Annotated in this window: 10 protein-coding genes; 2 read left to right on the top strand and 8 right to left on the bottom strand. The window is 70.7% G+C overall.

Annotation, left to right across the window (positions count from 1 at the left end):
- The 3 genes from ACFWM2_RS21320 to ACFWM2_RS21310 form a co-directional block, all read right to left on the bottom strand.
- A partial coding sequence (locus ACFWM2_RS21320; protein WP_383281976.1) for an alpha-amylase family glycosyl hydrolase occupies positions 1–804 on the bottom strand: 804 nt, incomplete at its 3' end.
- A complete protein-coding gene (locus ACFWM2_RS21315) occupies positions 801–2,918 on the bottom strand; it encodes an alpha-1,4-glucan--maltose-1-phosphate maltosyltransferase (RefSeq protein ID WP_383281973.1) in 2,118 nt (705 codons plus the stop codon). The genes ACFWM2_RS21315 and ACFWM2_RS21320, both read right to left, overlap by 4 nt.
- A 221-nt stretch (positions 2,919–3,139) precedes the next feature.
- The gene (locus tag ACFWM2_RS21310) at positions 3,140–4,345 is read right to left on the bottom strand and encodes a S8 family peptidase (RefSeq protein ID WP_383281970.1); all 1,206 of its coding nucleotides are present in this window, start codon (positions 4,343–4,345) and stop codon (positions 3,140–3,142) included.
- 382 nt (positions 4,346–4,727) lie between these two features.
- On the opposite strand from ACFWM2_RS21310, the gene glgP reads away from it, so the two are divergent.
- Positions 4,728–7,346: an alpha-glucan family phosphorylase gene (gene glgP, locus ACFWM2_RS21305; RefSeq protein WP_383281967.1), complete on the top strand. Its 2,619-nt coding sequence runs from the start codon at positions 4,728–4,730 to the stop codon at positions 7,344–7,346.
- A 79-nt stretch (positions 7,347–7,425) separates the two neighbouring features.
- Here the strand turns inward: glgP and ACFWM2_RS21300 are convergent, their stop codons facing one another.
- The 5 genes from ACFWM2_RS21300 to ACFWM2_RS21280 all read right to left on the bottom strand — a co-directional run bounded on the left by ACFWM2_RS21300 (position 7,426) and on the right by ACFWM2_RS21280 (position 16,337).
- A complete protein-coding gene (locus tag ACFWM2_RS21300; protein ID WP_383281964.1) occupies positions 7,426–7,929 on the bottom strand; it encodes a DUF1990 family protein in 504 nt (167 codons plus the stop codon).
- A gap of 71 nt (positions 7,930–8,000) precedes the next feature.
- On the bottom strand, positions 8,001–9,659 hold the full coding sequence (locus tag ACFWM2_RS21295; RefSeq protein WP_383281961.1) for a M4 family metallopeptidase: 1,659 nt from the start codon (positions 9,657–9,659) through the stop codon (positions 8,001–8,003).
- A 294-nt stretch (positions 9,660–9,953) separates the two neighbouring features.
- Positions 9,954–11,996 carry a M4 family metallopeptidase gene (locus ACFWM2_RS21290; RefSeq protein ID WP_383281958.1) on the bottom strand — a complete coding sequence of 681 codons (2,043 nt, stop codon included), beginning with the start codon at positions 11,994–11,996 and terminating at the stop codon, positions 9,954–9,956.
- Positions 11,997–12,291: 295 nt separating this feature from the next.
- Complete coding sequence (locus tag ACFWM2_RS21285; protein WP_383281955.1) at positions 12,292–14,184, bottom strand: ABC transporter ATP-binding protein; 1,893 nt, start codon at positions 14,182–14,184, stop codon at positions 12,292–12,294.
- Positions 14,181–16,337 carry an ABC transporter ATP-binding protein gene (locus ACFWM2_RS21280; RefSeq protein WP_383281952.1) on the bottom strand — a complete coding sequence of 719 codons (2,157 nt, stop codon included), beginning with the start codon at positions 16,335–16,337 and terminating at the stop codon, positions 14,181–14,183. The genes ACFWM2_RS21285 and ACFWM2_RS21280 overlap by 4 nt, the downstream gene beginning before the upstream one ends.
- A 257-nt stretch (positions 16,338–16,594) precedes the next feature.
- On the opposite strand from ACFWM2_RS21280, the gene ACFWM2_RS21275 reads away from it, so the two are divergent.
- Complete coding sequence (locus ACFWM2_RS21275) at positions 16,595–17,506, top strand: ABC transporter ATP-binding protein (protein ID WP_383281949.1); 912 nt, start codon at positions 16,595–16,597, stop codon at positions 17,504–17,506.
- The last annotated feature ends 2 nt before the right edge of the window (positions 17,507–17,508 follow it).

Genomic DNA, 17,508 nt, shown 5'->3' with positions numbered 1-17,508 from the left:
GACGTCCTCGGGCCACTGGTTCGCCTCGGCCAGCAGCACGGTGTCCGGGTAGTGCGCGTCGATCTCCTTGCGCACCCGCTTGAGGAACTCGTGCGTAGCCGGAAGGTTTTCGCAGTTGGTTCCCTCGACCTGGTACAGGTACGGGACCGCGTCCAGCCGGAAACCGTCGATCCCCAGGTCCAGCCAGAACCGCAGCGCGGAGATGATCTCCTCCTGCACGGCCGGGTTCTCGTAGTTGAGGTCCGGCTGGTGGGAGAAGAAGCGGTGCCAGTAGTACTGCTTGCGGACGGGGTCGAAGGTCCAGTTGGAGGCTTCGGTGTCGACGAAGATGATGCGGGCGTCCTGGTACTGCTTGTCGTCGTCGGCCCAGACGTAGTAGTCGCCGTAGGGGCCGTCGGGGTTGTTGCGGGATTCCTGGAACCACGGGTGCTGGTCGCTGGTGTGGTTCATGACGAAGTCGATGATGACGCGCATGCCGCGTTGGTGGGCGGCGTCCACGAATTCGACGAAGTCGGCGAGGTCACCGAATTCGGGCAGGACGGCGGTGTAGTCGGAGACGTCGTATCCGCCGTCGCGCAGGGGGGATTTGAAGAAGGGGGGCAGCCACAGGCAGTCGACGCCGAGCCATTGCAGGTAGTCGAGTTTTGCGGTGAGGCCCTTGAGGTCGCCGACGCCATCGCCGTTGCTGTCCTGGAAGGAGCGGACCAGGACCTCGTAGAAGACGGCTCGTTTGAACCATTCGGGGTCGCGGTCCTTGGCGGGGGTGTCCTCGAAGGTGTCCGGGACGGGCTCGTTGACGATCATGTGGTGGGTGACCCTCCGATCTGCGGTGAGGACGGTCGCAGGACGGTGAGGATGTGCGCCGGCCGCTGACCCGGCTCAAGACGCACATAGTTGGCCCTGCCCCAGTGGTAGGTCTCGCCGGTGAGCTCGTCGCGCACCGGCACGGACTCGTGCCAGTCCAGGCCGAGTTGCGGCATGTCCAACGAGACCGTGGCCTCCTGGGTGTGGTGAGGGTCGAGGTTCGCCACCACCAGAACCGTGTTCGATCCCCGGCGTTTCGAGTAGGCGATCACGGCTTCCTTGTCCGTCTGATGGAAGTGCAGGTCACGCAGTTGCCGCAGGGCGGGACTGCGGCGCCTGATCGTGTTGAGTGCGGTCAGCAGGGGCGCGATGCTCCGGCCCTCCCGCTCGGCCGACGCCCAGTCACGCGGGCGCAGTTGGTACTTCTCGGAGTTCAGGTACTCCTCGCTGCCGTCCCGGACGGGCGTGTTCTCGCAGAGCTCGTACCCGGCGTACACACCCCAGGCCGGCGAGAGCGTCGCCGCGAGCACCGCGCGCAGCTCGAAGGCCGGCCGGCCGCCCTGTTGCAGGAACTCGTGCAGGATGTCAGGGGTGTTGACGAAGAAATTGGGCCGCATGTACGAGGCCGCCTCGCCCGACAGCTCGGTGAGGTAGTCGGTCAGCTCTTCCTTGGTGTTGCGCCAGGTGAAGTACGTGTACGACTGCTGGAAACCGATCGCCCCGAGCGTGTGCATCATCGCGGGCCGGGTGAAGGCCTCGGCCAGGAAGATCACGTCCGGGTCCGTGCGGTTGATGTCCGCGATGACCCGCTCCCAGAACACCACCGGTTTCGTGTGCGGATTGTCCACCCGGAAGATCCGCACCCCGTGATCCATCCAGTGCCGCAGGACCCGCAGGGTCTCCTCGATCAGCCCGGGCATGTCCCGGTCGAAGGCGATCGGGTAGATGTCCTGGTACTTCTTCGGCGGGTTCTCCGCGTAGGCGATCGTCCCGTCGGGCCGGTGGTGGAACCACTCCGGATGCTTCTCCACCCACGGGTGGTCGGGGGAGCACTGGAGGGCGAAGTCCAGGGCCACTTCGAGGTCCAGGGCCGCCGCCCGCCGTACGAAGGCGTCGAAGTCGTCGATCGTGCCCAGATCCGGGTGGACGGCGTCGTGCCCGCCCTCCGGAGAGCCGATCGCCCAGGGCACACCGACGTCGTGGGGGCCCGCGGACAGCGTGTTGTTGGGGCCCTTGCGGAACGTGCCGCCGATGGGGTGGATCGGCGGCAGGTAGACGACGTCGAAGCCCATCTCCGCGATGGCCGGAAGACGTTCGGCGGCGGTGCGGAACGTGCCGCTGACCGGTGGCCGGTTCTCGCGGACCACGGCTCCCTCGGAGCGCGGGAAGAACTCGTACCACGCCCCGTACAGCGCCCGCTCGCGCTCCACCACCAGGGGCAACGGCTCGGCGGACGTGATCAGTTCGCGCAGCGGATGGCGGGCGAGGACCTTGTCGACCTCGGGGGTGAGGGCGGCGGCGAGCCGGGCCGCGGCGGGACGCCCGGCGTCGCGCAACGCGTCCACGGCGGCGAGCACGACGTCCCGCCTGCCCTTGCTCTTCGGTACGCCGGCGGCGGCCCGTTCGTACAGCCGCGCCCCCTCTTCCAGGACCATCTCGGTGTCCATCCCGGCCGGGATCTTGATCCCCGCGTGGTGCCGCCAGGTGGTCACCGGATCGCCCCACGCCTCCACCGTGTACGTCCAGCGGCCTTCGGTCGGTACGGCGACGGTGGCGCCCCAGCGGTCCGTGCCGGGGGCCAGTTCACGCATCGGGGTCCAGGGGCCGGTGCGGCCCCGGGGATCCGTGAGGACGACATTGGCGGCGACCGCGTCATGGCCCTCGCGGAAGACCGTGGCCGAGATCTCGAACGGCTCGCCCGGCACCGCCTTCGCGGGGCGGCGCCCCTCGGTGACGCGTGGGCGCACGTCGAGCACCGGGATGCGCCCGATGCCGGCCGGATCGCCCGCGGTGGGTGGCCGTGGGGTGGGCGGACCGGAATCGACCCTGGGTATGGAGGTCGTGTCGGAGGTGCTGGGCGTCGGGGGTGCCGACGTGTGGTGCGTGGCGGGCATGACCGCTCCTGTCCGCGTCAACGTGGGTGGGCGGATGAGGGTGTGGAGAGGTGGGTCCTGCGGGGCGTACCGGAGGAGCCTTCCCACCCTATTCGGGTGAGCAATCCGGCACTTTGTTAACTACTCACGCGTATGTCTACACACAAGACCGGCCTCGTCCTCGAGCGGACGAGGCCGGCCCGTGCCCCGGCGCGCGCCCGGGGCCTGCTGTCCCGTAACCCCTAGGGGTTGTTGACCTGCAGCAGTCTGTTCGGTGAGCCGGGACCGGCCCGGGTGACCTTTCCGGCGGCCGCCTGCCGGCCGAGCGCCCGGCTCACCTGCGCCGGTGAGGCCTTCCTGTGACCGGCCAGATACAGCGCCGCCGCGCCCGCGACGTGCGGTGATGCCATCGACGTACCGGACATGGTCGCCGTGCCGGTGTCGCTCAGCGAGGACGCCGAGGTGATCGCTACGCCGGGAGCGAACAGGTCCAGGCGGGCACCGTAGTTGGAGAAGCCCGCCCGGGCGTCCGCCTGGTCGGTCGCACCGACGGTGAGGGCTTCCCTGACGCGGGCGGGGGAGTACAAACTGGCCGGAACTGCATCGTTGCCGGCCGCCACGGCGTAGGTGACGCCGGAGGCGATGGAGTTGCGTACGGCAGCGTCCAGCTGGGCGTTGGCGTACCCGCCCACGCTCAGATTCGCCACGGCCGGCTTCTTCGCGTGCTTGGTCACCCAGTCGATGCCCGCGATGACCTGCGCCGTCGTACCGCCCCCGGCGTCGTCGAGGACACGGACGGCCACGACGTCGGTCTTCTTGGCGACGCCGTATCTCGTCCCGGCGAGGGTGGCGGCGACATGGGTGCCGTGACCGTTGCCGTCCTTGGCCGTGTGGTCGTTGTCGACGAAGTCCCAGCCGTAGCGCGCCCGGCCGCCGAAGTCCCGGTGCGTGATCCGGATGCCGGTGTCGATGACGTACGCGGTGACGCCGGCGCCCGCCGGCCGGGGCGAGGTGTAGCCGCGGTCCAGCGGCAGGTTCGGCCGGTCGATCCGGTCGAGCCCCCAGGACGGCGGGTTCTGCTGGCGGCTGTCGAGGCCGACGGCGGTGTCCTGGACGACCGAGGTGACGCGGGAGTCCGCCGCGAGCTGCCGGGCCCGGGTCTCGTCGGCCCGCACCGCGTACCCGTTGAGAGCAGTGCCGTACGTGTGGCTGATTTTCGCCCCATACTCCTCGGCGACGCTCCGGCCGGCCGCCGAGGGGACCTTCGTGCCCCCCTTGAGCGTGACGATGTAACTTCCGCCGACGGAACCGGGATCACCGGCGCCGAGTATCCGCCCCTGCGGGGCGACGGCGTGCGCGGGCAGGGTGATGGCCGAAAGCACCGCGGCCGTGGTGACCGCGGTGAGACCCCCCGCCCAGCGCGGACGCCAGGTCCGCGTCTGTGGCATGTCGTGAGTTCCCCTCCTCAACCCCCGGCCTACCGGGGCCGGAGTCCCCCCGTGGTGATCGAGGCCGGCCGGTACGCCACTGGGAAGCCTCTCGTGGGGTGCGAAGCGCCACAAGGCCGCACAGGAGGGCGGAATCGGCCATACCGCTCCGTGGGGCGGCTGGGATGGTTGCGGCGAATTCACGCCGAAGTCGGCCGGTCGGCGCGGGCGCCGAGCGCGTGCCCCGCCATGCGCCGTGGTTGTGGGGGCACCCTCCCGCTACCGTCGTGGGTGACGAGGGCGCACACAGGCGTGCGTCCCTATGGCCCTGTCGTCACACTGGCGCCTGCCCCGCGACCGCGACAGGCCCTGGCCGCGTAAGTCCTCCGTGAAGGTGGAACTCGTGAAGGCAATCCGCAGGTTCACCGTTCGACCCGTTCTCCCCGAAGCCCTTCACCCGCTCAGTGACCTGGCGCGCAACCTGCGCTGGTCATGGCATGCGGAGACCCGTGATCTCTTCCATTCCGTGGACCCCGAGCACTGGGCCGCGTCGGACGGCGACCCCGTACGGCTGCTCGGCAGCGTGTCGACCGCGCGCCTCGCCGAGCTCGCCGAGGACCCCCGCTTTCTGCGCCGGCTGGCCGCCGTCGCCGACGACCTGCGCGACTATGTGACCGGCGAGCGCTGGTACCAGGCGCAGTCGGCGGAGCTGCCCGCCGCCATCGCCTATTTCTCGCCCGAGTTCGGTGTCACGGCCGCGCTGCCCCAGTACTCCGGCGGCCTCGGCATCCTCGCCGGTGACCATCTGAAGGCCGCCAGCGATCTCGGCGTCCCGCTGATCGGCGTCGGACTGCTGTACCGGCACGGATACTTCCGCCAGTCGCTGTCCCGGGACGGCTGGCAGCAGGAGCACTATCCGGTCCTCGACCCGAACGAGCTGCCGCTGGTCCAGCTGCGCGAGCCCGACGGCACCCCCGCCCAGGTGTCGCTCGCGCTGCCCGGCGGCAGTCTGCTGCGGGCCCGGATCTGGCTGGCCCAGGTCGGCCGCGTCCCGCTCCTCATGCTCGACTCCGACGTCGAGGAGAACGACCTCGGCGAACGGGCCGTGACCGACCGGCTGTACGGCGGCGGCAGCGAACACCGTCTGCTGCAGGAGATGCTGTTGGGCATAGGAGGGGTGCGCGCGGTACGGACGTACTGCCGGCTCACCGGCCACCCGCAGCCCGAGGTCTTCCACACGAACGAGGGGCACGCGGGGTTCCTCGGCCTGGAGCGCATCGCCGAGCTGTGCGACGCCGGCCTCGACTTCGACGCCGGGCTCGAAGCGGTCCGCGCGGGCACCGTCTTCACCACCCACACCCCGGTGCCCGCGGGCATCGACCGCTTCGACCGGGAACTGGTGGCCCACCACTTCGGCCCCCAGGCGGAGCTGCCCCGGATCGACGTGGAGCGGATCCTGGGCCTGGGGATGGAGACGTACCCCGGCGGGGAGCCGAACCTCTTCAACATGGCGGTGATGGGCCTGCGGCTGGGCCAGCGGGCCAACGGCGTGTCGCTGCTGCACGGCCACGTCAGCCGGGAGATGTTCTCCGGCCTGTGGCCGGGCTTCGACCCGGACGAGGTCCCGATCACCTCGGTGACCAACGGCGTGCACGCGCCCACCTGGGTGGCCCCCGAGGTCTTCCGGCTCGGCGCCCGGCAGATCGGCGCGCAGCGCACCGAGGACGCGCTCACCGTCGGCGGCTCGGACCGCTGGGACGCGGTGGCCGACATCGCCGACGGGGAGATCTGGGATCTGCGACGCGTCCTGCGCGAACAGCTGGTCGTCGAGGTGCGCCGACGGCTGCACGCCTCCTGGCGCCAGCGCGGGGCGGGCACCGCCGAACTCGGCTGGATCGACGGCGTACTGGATCCTGACGTCCTGACCATCGGCTTCGCCCGCCGGGTCCCCTCGTACAAGCGGCTCACGCTGATGCTGCGGGACCGGGACCGGCTGATGGATCTGCTGCTGCACGCGGAGCGGCCGATCCAGATCGTCGTCGCAGGGAAGGCGCACCCCGCGGACGACGGCGGCAAACGCCTGGTGCAGGAGCTGGTGCGGTTCGCCGACGACCCGCGCGTACGCCACCGCATCGTCTTCCTGCCCGACTACGGAATGGCGATGGCGCAGAAGCTCTACCCCGGCTGTGACATCTGGCTGAACAATCCGCTGCGACCGCTGGAGGCCTGCGGCACCAGCGGTATGAAGGCCGCGCTGAACGGCTGCCTCAATCTGTCGGTCCTGGACGGCTGGTGGGACGAGTGGTTCCAGCCGGACTTCGGCTGGTCGATCCCCACGGCGGACGGTACGGCGACCGACGACGACCGGCGCGACGACCTGGAGGCCTCGGCCCTGTACGACCTGCTGGAGCAGCGGGTCGCTCCCCGCTTCTACGAGCGGGGCCGGGGCGGTCTGCCCGACCGCTGGATCGAAATGGTCCGCCAGACCCTGACGCATCTGGGCCCCAAGGTGCTCGCGGGCCGCATGGTCCGCGAGTACGTGGAGCGGCTGTACACCCCGGCGGCGCGCGCGCACCGCGCCCTGACGCCGGACACCGCCCGGGACCTGGCCGGCTGGAAGTCCCGCGTCCGGGCGGCCTGGCCCCGGGTCACGGTCGATCACGTGGAGGCCTCGGCGGCGACCACGAAGGCCGAACTCGGCACCACGCTCAACCTCCGCGTCCGGGTCGCTCTCGCCGACCTCGTCCCCGACGACGTCGAGGTGCAGGCGGTCGCCGGCCGGGTCGACGCGGAGGACCGGATCGCGGACGCGACGACGGTCCCGCTGAAACCGGCGGGCGGCCCGGACCTGGAGGGCCGCTGGGTGTACGAGGGCCCGCTGTCCCTCGACCGCACCGGCCCGTTCGGCTACACCGTCCGCATCCTGCCGACCCACCGCCTGCTGGCGTCGGGCGCGGAGTTGGGGCTGGTGGCGGTCCCCTCGGAGGAGACGGGGGAGGGCGCGGGGGTGCTCATGCGGTGAGGTCGAGGCCGTCGGCCGCGACCTTCTGGTCCTTCCGGCCCGCGCAGAGTTGCGGGCCGGACAGGGCCTACGACAGGGCCTAGTCCTCCCCCAGGCCCGCGCACAGCCGGCGCAGCACCACTCCGCAGCGCTGTGCGTAGGCGTGCTGGAGACCGCGGGCCGCCGGGCCGCCCGCGCGGGTGTACCACTTGGCCGGCCGGCTGAAGGCGGTCACGGTCAGCCAGACCGTGCCGTCGCCGGTGCGGTCGACCACGAAGGCCTCCTCGCCGCACTCCGGGTGGCCGGGCAGGGTGCCGTAGGCCCAGCCGGCCCGGCGGGGCTCCTCGGTGGTCCAGACGACGCGGCAGGGGGCCTTGATCGGGCCGAGGCCGACGGTGACGTCGACCCCGGGAGCGGCCGTGTCCGCGTCGGCGGAGATGGCCACCCCCACGGCCCGGTGGAGCTCCCAGGTCAGCAGCGCCCGGGAGGCCCTGCGGAAGACGTCCTCGCCCTCGCCGATCCGGCTTCGGACGTGCAGGCGGTGGAAGCCGGGCGGGCAGCGGTCCTCGCGGGTCGCGCCCACGTCCTCGTAGGTGAAGGGCATGGGGCACAGCGTAGGGCGGCACCCGGAGTCGCCCACTCTCCGGGTGCCGCCTCACGAGTACTGCGCGGGTACTAGTTCACATTGACGGCGCTCCAGGCCGCCTGGACCGCCTTGTACTCCGCGCTGGTGGAGCCGTACAGCGCCGAGGCCGCGGAGAGCGTGCCCGTACGGGCGGCCGCGTACTTGGTCGTCGACGTGAAGTACGTCGTCAGCGCCTTGTACCAGATCTGCAGCGCCTTGGCGCGGCCGATGCCGGTGACCGTGGAGCCGTTGGACGTCGGGGAGTTGTAGCTGACGCCGTTGATCGTCTTGGCGCCGCTGCCCTCGCTCAGCAGGTAGAAGAAGTGGTTGGCGACGCCGGACGAGTAGTGCACGTCCTTGTTGCCGACCGTCGAGGACCAGGAGTCGGCCGAGCCGCCGTCCTTGCTGGGCTTGTCCATGTAGCGCAGCGGGGTGCCGTTGCCGTTGATGTTGATCTTCTCGCCGATGAGGTAGTCGCCGACGTCGCTGGCGTTGTTGGCGTAGAACTCGACGCCGGTGCCGAAGATGTCGGAGGTCGCCTCGTTCAGGCCGCCGGACTCGCCGGAGTAGTTCAGGCCCGCGGTGTTGGAGGTGACGCCGTGGCTCATCTCGTGGCCGGCCACGTCCAGGGACGTCAGCGGGTGGGTGTTGCTCGACCCGTCGCCGTACGTCATGCAGAAGCAGCTGTCGTCCCAGAACGCGTTGACGTACGCGTTGCCGTAGTGGACGCGCGAGTAGGCGGCGACGCCGTTGTTCTTGATGCCGCTGCGACCGAACGTGTTCTTGTAGAAGTCCCAGGTCTCCTGGGCGCCGTAGGCGGCGTCGGCGGCGGCGGTCTGGTCGGTGGTGGAGCTGGACGCCGCGCCGGTGCCCCAGACGTCGTCCGCGTCGGTGAACAGGGTGCCGGTGCCGGACGTGCCGTGGGCGAGGTTGTACGTCTTGTGACCGCCGCGCGTGCCGTCGGTCAGCTGGTACGTCGTGCCCGACTTGGTGGTGGAGAGCGTGACCGTGCCCGAGTAGAGGCTCTTGCCGGTGCCGGTCTCGATGCCCTGGTACTCGAAGAGCTTCTTGCCGGTGGCCGCGTCGGTGATGACGTGCAGCTCGTTCGGGGTGCCGTCGTCCTGGAGACCGCCGACGACCGTCTCGTAGGCGAGGGTGGGCTTGCCGTCCGCGGCCCAGATCACCTTGCGGGGTGCCTGGTCGGCCGTGGTCTTCTCCGAGCCGGCGGTCTGCGCGGCCTTCACGGCCTGCTTCTCGGCCTTGGAGGCGGTCACGGCCGGCTTCAGGGAAGCCACCTTGATGGCGGCCTTCGTCGACTTGGTGACGCCCTCGGTCTTGCCTGCCTTGGTCTCGTGGACGACCAGGTCGCCGCCGAGGACCGGAAGTCCGTTGTACGTGCGCTCGTACCGCGTGTGGACCGTGCCGTCCGCGTCCTTCACGACGTCTCTGACGACGAGCTTCTCCTTGGCGCCGAGGCCTATCTCCTTGGCCGTCGCCGGCGCGGCGGCCTCGGCCTTCTGGATCAGGCTCGTGCGCGCCGCCGCGGAGAGCTGGAGCGGGGCACCGGCGAGGGTGGCCGAGCCGGCGGGGGACGCCGGGGTCTGCGCGGATGCACCGGTGGTCAGACCGGTGGTCAGGAGGGCTCCGGCCGCGACGGCGGTGGCGATGGCCAGAGTGGTGCGCTTGTGACGCGCGTAGAGGGAGGTCACGCAAGCTCCTTATGTGGGGGCGACCGCGCGGCGTGGGGTGGCCGTGCGGCGCAAGGTGCGGTGCGGGTGATCCGTGCGGTGGAAGAGTGCCACTCGGGGCGCGTACATGTCAGGACCGCAACGAAATCTTGGCTGAAAAGCGTCCGTTGGATGAAGATCACTGTGCGCAATGCGGAACAGATCTTGATCAAGGGCCAACAAAGGCGAGGTCAGGGCCGGGCAAAGAGGGCGCCGCCCCGGGGAGTTGAACCTCCGGGACGGCGCCCTGTCCTGTGGCGTGATCCGGCCCGCGGTTTACGGGAAGGTCAGCTTCCAGCTGTTGATGTAGCCGGTGTCCTGTGCCGCCTGGTCCTGGACCTTCAACTTCCAGGTGCCGTTGGCGACTTCGGTGGACGCGTTGACCGTGTAGGTCTCGTTCACGTTGTCCGCCGAGTCGGAGGAGCTGAAGTTCTTCAGCCGGTACGTCGAGCCGTCCGGGGCCACCAGGTCGATGACCAGGTCACCGCGCCAGGTGTGCACGATGTCCACCGCGACCGCGAGGTTCGACGGCGCGTTGCCGGTACGGCCGGTGACGGCGACCGACGAGGTGACGGCCGCGCCGTTGTCCGGAATCGATACGTCCGCCGTGTTCTCGAACGACGTGCCGCCGGGTGTGCCGCCGCCCGAGCGGGCGCCGACGGCGACGGCCGCCCATGCGTCCTGCACCGCCTTGTACTCGGCGCCCGTCGTGCCGTACAGCTCACCGGCCGCCGCGAGGGTGCCGGTGCGGGCCGCCGCGTAGTTGGTGGTCGAGGTGAACTTGGTGGTGAGGGCCCGGTACCAGATCTGCAGGGCCTTGTCGCGGCCGATGCCGGTGACCGGAAGGCCGTCGGAGGTCGGCGAGTTGTAGCTGACGCCGTTGATCACCTTCGCGCCGCTGCCCTCGGACAGCAGGTAGAAGAAGTGGTTCGCCGGGCCCGAGGAGTAGTGGACGTCGATCGAGCCGATACCGGAGTACCAGCTGTCCTTGGACGCGCCGTCCTTGCTGGGCTTGTCCTGGTAGCGCAGCGGGGTGCCGTCGCCGTTGATGTCGATCTTCTCGCCGATGAGGTAGTCGCCGACGTCGCTGCTGTTGTTGGCGAAGAACTCGACGCCGGTGCCGAAGATGTCGGAGGTCGCCTCGTTGAGCCCGCCGGACTCGCCGGAGTAGTTCAGGCCCGCGGTGTTGGAGGTGACGCCGTGGCTCATCTCGTGGCCGGCCACGTCCAGCGAGGTCAGCGGGTCGGCGTTGCCGGTCCCGTCGCCGTACGTCATGCAGAAGCAGCTGTCGTCCCAGAACGCGTTGACGTACGCGTTGCCGTAGTGGACGCGCGAGTACGCTCCCACGCCGTTGTTCTTGATGCCGCTGCGCCCGAACGTGTTCTTGTAGAAGTCCCAGGTCGTGGCGGCACCGTAGTGCGCGTCGGCGCCCGCGGTGGCGGCGTTCGACGTGGTGCCGTTGCCCCAGGTGTCGTTGGTCTGGGAGAACAGCGTGCCGGTGCCGGACGTGCCGTGGTTCAGGTTGTACGTCTTGTGGCCGCCGCGCGCGCCGTCGTTCAGCGTGTACGTGGTGCCCGAGACCGTGGTGGTCAGCGGCACCGTGCCGCTGTACTGGGTGTTGCCGGTGCCGGTCTCGATGCCCTGGTACTCGTAGAGCTTCTTGCCGGTGGCCGCATCCGTGATGACGTGCAGCTCGTTCGGGGTGCCGTCGTCCTGGAGACCGCCGACGACCGTCTCGTAGGCGAGGGTGGGCTTGCCGTTGGCCGCCCAGACCACCTTGCGGGGCGCCCGGTCGGCCGCGGTCTTCTTGGAACCGGCGTCCTTGGCGGCCGACAGGGCCTGCTTCTCCGCCTTCGAGGCGGCGATGGCGGGCTTCAGGGAGGCGACCTTGATGGTGGCCTTGGTCGCCTTGACGACTCCCTTGGTCTTCCCGGACTTCGCGGTGTCGACCACCAGGTCGCCGCCGAGCACCGGAAGGCCGTCGTACGTGCGCTCGTACCGCGTGTGGACCGTGCCGTCCGCGTCCTTGATGGCATCGCGGGCGACGAGCTTCTCCTTGGCCCCGAGGCCCAGGTCCTTGGCGGTGTCCGCCTTGGCGGTGTTGGCGTCACGTATCAGCTCGGCGCGCTGCGAGGGCGTGAGCTGTACGGCGACGGCGCCGGGATTGACCTTGCCGGAGGGCGCCTTGGCCGGGGCCGCGTTAGCGGCGCCCGACTGGACGGCCGCTGCGAGCAGGGCGCTGACGCCGACGAGAGCGACGGCCGTGCCGCGACGGCGCATCGAGTCGGAGGTGCGTCTGTGGGAGGTGCTGCTTCTCAACACTGAGCTCCTTCTGCGTGGCCGCGGGTCGCGCGGCCAGGGGAGCCGGACGATGGGTGTCCCGTCCGGGCAGAACAGGGCGGTACGCGGAACCAGGTGCACAGGAGGTTGCGTCACGGCACAGCGGTGGGGCTGTGGGGTTGCTGTGGAGTGACCGAGGGAAGAGTGGCAGCAGATTGCGCTGTCTGTCAGGAGCGCATCAAGAAATTGGCCGGAAACGGTCCGTTGTCCGGATGGTCATGTTCGGTATACGAACTCTTTGTCGGAGCGTGGACGAACCTTTGCCCCACCCGTCTCAGGCGAGGCTCTCCCGCCAGGCTTCGTGGAGGTCGGCGAACCTTCCGGTGTCCGCGATGAGCCGGTCGGGCGTGCCGTCCTCGACGATGCGCCCGTGCTCCATGACCAGCACCCGGTCGGCGATCTCCACCGTGGAGAGCCGGTGGGCGATCACCACGGCCGTGCGGCCGTGCAGGACGGTCGACATCGCGCGCTGGACGGCCCGTTCCCCGGGGATGTCGAGGGAGCTGGTCGCCTCGTCCAGGATCAGCACGGCGGGGTCGGCGAGCAACGCCCGCGCGAACGCCACGAGTTGACGCTGACCTGCGGAGATACGGCCGCCCCGCTTGCGGACGTCAGTGTCGTAGCCGTCGGGCAGGGCGCTGATGAAATCGTGCGCGCCGATCGCCTTCGCGGCCTGTTCGATCTCCTCGCGCGGGGCGTCGGGGCGGCCGATCGCGATGTTCTCGGCGACCGTGCCGGAGAACAGGAACGCCTCCTGGGTCACCATCACCACACCGCGGCGCAGTTCGGGGTTCGAGAGGTTGCGCAGATCGACCCCGTCGAGCAGGATCCGGCCGTCGGAGGGGTCGTAGAAGCGGGCCAGCAGTTTGGCCAGAGTCGACTTGCCGGCGCCGGTCGAGCCGACCACGGCGACCGTCTGCCCGGCGGGCAGGGTGAGGTCGAAGCGGGGGAGGACCTCGCCGCCGGTGCGGTAGGCGAAGCGGACCCCGTCGAAGACGACCTCGCGGCCGGGCTGCCGCGACGTCGGCGCCGGCAGCTCCCGGGGCGCCGAGGGCTCCGGGACCGTCGGCGTCTGGGCGAGCAGGCCCGCGATCTTCTCCAGTGAAGCCGCCGCCGACTGATAGGAGTTGAGGAACATGCCGAGCCGGTCGATGGGGTCGTACAGACGGCGCAGGTAGAGCACCGCGGCCGCGAGGACGCCCAGCTCCAGCGACCCGGACGCGACCCGGTACGCGCCCCACAGCACGATCCCCGCGACCGCCGTGTTGGCGACCAGCCGGGAGCAGATGACATAGCGGGCCATCTCCAGCAGGGCGTCGCCGTTCGTCCGCTCGTGGCGCTCGTTGAGCACCCGGAAGTCGGCGTCGTTGGCGGCCTCGCGGCGGAACGCGCGCACTGGCCTGATCCCGTTCATCGTCTCCGCGAACTTCACGATGACGGCGGCGATCGCGGTCGAACGCAGGCGGTACACCTGGCCCGCACGGCGCCGGTAGCCGCGCACGAGGAGATAGAGCGGCACGAAGGACGCCACCGCCAGCGCGCCCACGCCGAGATCGAGCCACAGCAGCATCGCCGCGATGTAGACGAAGGACAGGATGACCATGACGAGTTCCTGCAGGCCCTCGCTGAGCAACTCGCGCAGGGACTCGACGTCCGTCGTGGAGCGGGAGATCAGCCGGCCCGAGGTGTAGCGCTCGTGGAAGTCGATGCTGAGCGCCTGCGCGTGCCGGAAGATACGGCCGCGCAGGTCGAGCAGCACGTCCTGATTGACCCGGGCGGACGCCTTGATGAACGCGTACTGCAGGCCTCCGGAGGTCACCGAGCACAGCAGGTAGGCGACCGCGACCGCGATCAGCGGGCCCCGGTCGTCGTGCCGGAACGCCGGTACGGCGCTGTCGATGGCGTACGCGACGAGCAGCGGGCCGAACTGCACCGCCGCCTGCTGGACCAGGAGCAGCGCCGTCGTCACGACGACGCGCGCCTTGAGCGGGGTGAGCAGCGACCGCAGCAGCGCGGCCGTCGCGCCCGGCGGCGTGGGCAGGACGTCGCGGTCGAAGGAGTCGAGGTGCTCGGCGGGCTCCCGCGCCGGCCGGCCCTTGTCCCGCTCTCCGGCCCGATTCCTGTCCGGTTCCCTGTTCGGCGCGGTCGTCGTGGGCGCCGCCGTCATCGGCCGTCCTCCTCGGTGGGGTTGCCGGCGTGCGCGGTCCCGGCGGAGTCGCCGCCGGGACCGGCACCGGCATGCTCGGTGTCTTCGGCGCCCGACATCAGCCAGGCGTACTCCGCGTTCGTGCGCAGCAGTTCGTGATGGGTGCCGACCGCTGCGATCCGGCCGCCGGAGAGCAGCGCCACCCGGTCGGCCAGCAGAACCGTGGACGGGCGGTGCGCCACCACCAGCGCCGTCGTCCGGGCCAGCACCCGGCGCAGGGCGGCCTCGACCGCGGCCTCCGTGTGCACGTCCAGCGCCGACAGCGGGTCGTCCAGGACGAGGAAGCGCGGGCTGCCGACGACCGCCCGGGCCAGGGCGAGGCGTTGGCGCTGGCCCCCGGACAGACTCAGGCCCTGTTCGCCCACCTGGGTGGCGGTGCCCTCGGGGAGCGCGTGCGCGAAGTCGGCCTGGGCGACGGCCAGGGCGCGCTCCAGCTCCGCCGCGCCCGCGCTGTCGTCGGCGCCCATGAGCACGTTCTCCCCGACGCTCGCCGAGAAGAGGGTGGGCTCCTCGAAGGCGACGGCGACGAGCCGGCGGAGCGCGGCCCTGGGCAGCTGTGTGATGTCCTCGCCGTCCAGCGTGATGCGGCCCGAAGTCACCTCGTGGAGACGGGGGATGAGGGCGGTCAGGGTGGTCTTGCCGGTGCCCGTCGAGCCCACCAGGGCCATCGTCTCGCCGGGGCGGATGTGCAGGTCGATGCGGTCGAGGACGGGGGCGGTGTCCTCGGCGGCGTCGGGATAGCGGAACCGGACGGCGTGGAACTGGAGTCCGGCGCCGCTGGTGCTGGTGCTGGTGCTGGTGACGGCACCGGAGTTGGCGTCGATGCCGGGCTCCGCCGGGGGTGCCGGCTTCGGCCCGGATGCCTCTGCATCCGGCTTCCGCAGCGGAACCCTGTGGGCCGTATCGCGCTCCGGCCCGGATGCCTCGGGCTTCCGGCCGGGAACCCCGTCGGCCGTATCGCGTTCCGGCCCGGACGCCTCGGGCTTCCGCCCCGGAACCCCGTCGGCCGACTCCGGATCCGAGTCCATGACCTCGAAGTAGCGCTGGGTCGCCGTCGCGGCCTCCTGGCTCATGGCCAGCAGGAAGCCGATCGAGTCGATGGGCCACCGCAGGGCGAGCGCCGTCGACAGGAAGGCGACCAGCGTGCCGGCGGAGAGGTCGCCGTCGGCGACCTGGACCGTGCCGAGCACCAGGGCCGCACCGATGGCGACTTCGGGCAGGGTGACGATGGCGGCCCAGATGGACGCGAGGAGGCGGGCCTTGGCCAGTTCCGTACCACGCAGGGTCCGGGACAGCTCCCGGAAGGCGCGGGCCTGACTGCGATGGCGACCGAAGCCCTTGATGATGCGGATGCCGAGCACGCTCTCCTCGACCACCGTCGTCAGATCGCCCACCTGGTCCTGCGCCCGCCGCGCCACGTCCGAGTACCGCCGCTCGAAGAGCCAGCAGACCACCATCACGGGAAGAGCGGGGGCCAGCAGCACCAGCCCGAGACTCCACTGCTGAAGCAGCATGATGACCATGCCGACGAGAATGGTCACGCTGTTGACCAGCAGGAACGTCAGCGGAAAGGCGAGGAACATCCGCACCAGCATCAGGTCCGTGGTCCCCCGGGACAGCAACTGCCCCGACGGCCACCGGTCGTGGAAGGCGACGGGCAGCCGCTGGAGATGCCGGTACAGATCCGCCCGCATCGACGCCTCGACGCGCGACAGCGGGCGCGCCACCAGCCAGCGCCGCAGCCCGAACAGCACCGCCTCCACGAACCCGAGCAGCAGCAGATACAGCGCCCCGAACCAGATCCCGCGCGTGTCCCGGTCGGCCACCGGCCCGTCGACCAGCCACTTCAGGACGAGCGGGATCACCAGACCCGTACACGAGGCGACGACCGCGACGAAGGCGGCGCTGAACAGCCGGGCGCGCACCGGCCGCACGTACGGCCAGAGCCGCAACAGGCTGCGTACGGTGGTGCCGCCGAGGCGCTCGGCCCGGCCGGCGTCGGCTTCGGCGGCACCACCCGGGTCGGTGCGGCCGGCCGTTCCGGCGGGGCCGGAATCCTCGGCGGAGTCGCTGCGGACGATGTGATCCTTGGTCGCTGCATCTGTCGTGGGCATCATTGCGAGCCTACGGATCGGCACTGACAGAGCCCACCGAGTTTTGGCCGGACCGGGGCGGGCCGATGGTCGTAGGACCCGGCCCTTTCGGGGCTGCGGTCTCCCTCGACGCACGGGGCCCTGAGTCCTGCCGGAGGCGCCGACCTCGGCACGGGCACCCGGCCCGGAGTCGTACCGCCGCATCAACCGATCGGCTGATGCCGGTTCGAGCGCGATGGGCGATGTGCCGGGACCCGCCCGGACGAGAGGCTCGACCCATGACCACCACGCCCGTCATCGAAGTCAGCGGACTGCGCAAGTCCTACGGCGGCCGCACCGTCGTCGACGGTGTCTCCTTCGCCGTCGAGGAGGGCGAGATCTTCGGGATCCTCGGCCCGAACGGCGCCGGCAAGACCACCACCGTCGAATGCGTCGAGGGCCTGCGGATCCCGGACGCGGGCCGCGTCCGCGTCGCCGGACTCGACCCCGTCGCCGACCACGAGGCCACCAGCCGCGTCCTCGGCGCACAGCTCCAGGAGAGCGAACTCCAGGCCAAGCTCACCGTGCGCGAGGCACTGGAGCTGTACGCCGCCTTCTACCCGCACCCCGCCGACTGGCGCCCCCTCGCCGAACGGCTCGGCCTCACCGAGAAGCTGACCACCCGGTTCGCCAAGCTCAGCGGCGGCCAGAAACAACGGCTGTTCATCGCGCTCGCGCTCATCGGGAACCCGCGGGTGGTCGTGCTGGACGAGCTGACCACCGGGCTCGACCCGCGGGCCCGTCGCGACACCTGGCAGCTGATCGAGGACGTCCGCGCCGGCGGCGTCACCGTCCTGCTCGTCACGCACTTCATGGAGGAGGCGCAACGCCTGTGCGACCGGGTCGCGGTGATCGACCGGGGGCGGATCGCCGCCCTGGACACCCCGGCCGGTCTGATCCGCCGCTCGGCGGGCTCGACCGTCATCAGTTTCACCCCGTCGGCCCCGCTGGACGCCCGTGACGTGGAGGCGCTGCCCGGGCTCGCCTCCGCCGAGCACAAGGACGGCCGGATCACGTTGGCCGGCACCGACGAGACGGTCAACGCCGTCATCACCCTGCTCGCCCGCCACCGCATCACCGCCCATCAACTTCGCGTCGCCGACGCCACGTTGGACGATGCGTTCCTGGACCTGACGGAGGCCGCCGCGTGAAC

The sequence above is a fragment of the Streptomyces sp. NPDC058371 genome, assembly GCF_042723265.1.
In the GTDB taxonomy this organism is placed as follows: Bacteria; Actinomycetota; Actinomycetes; order Streptomycetales; family Streptomycetaceae; genus Streptomyces.
Note: the sequence above shows the minus strand (reverse complement) of the source record. Positions and strands in the feature narration are given on the sequence as shown.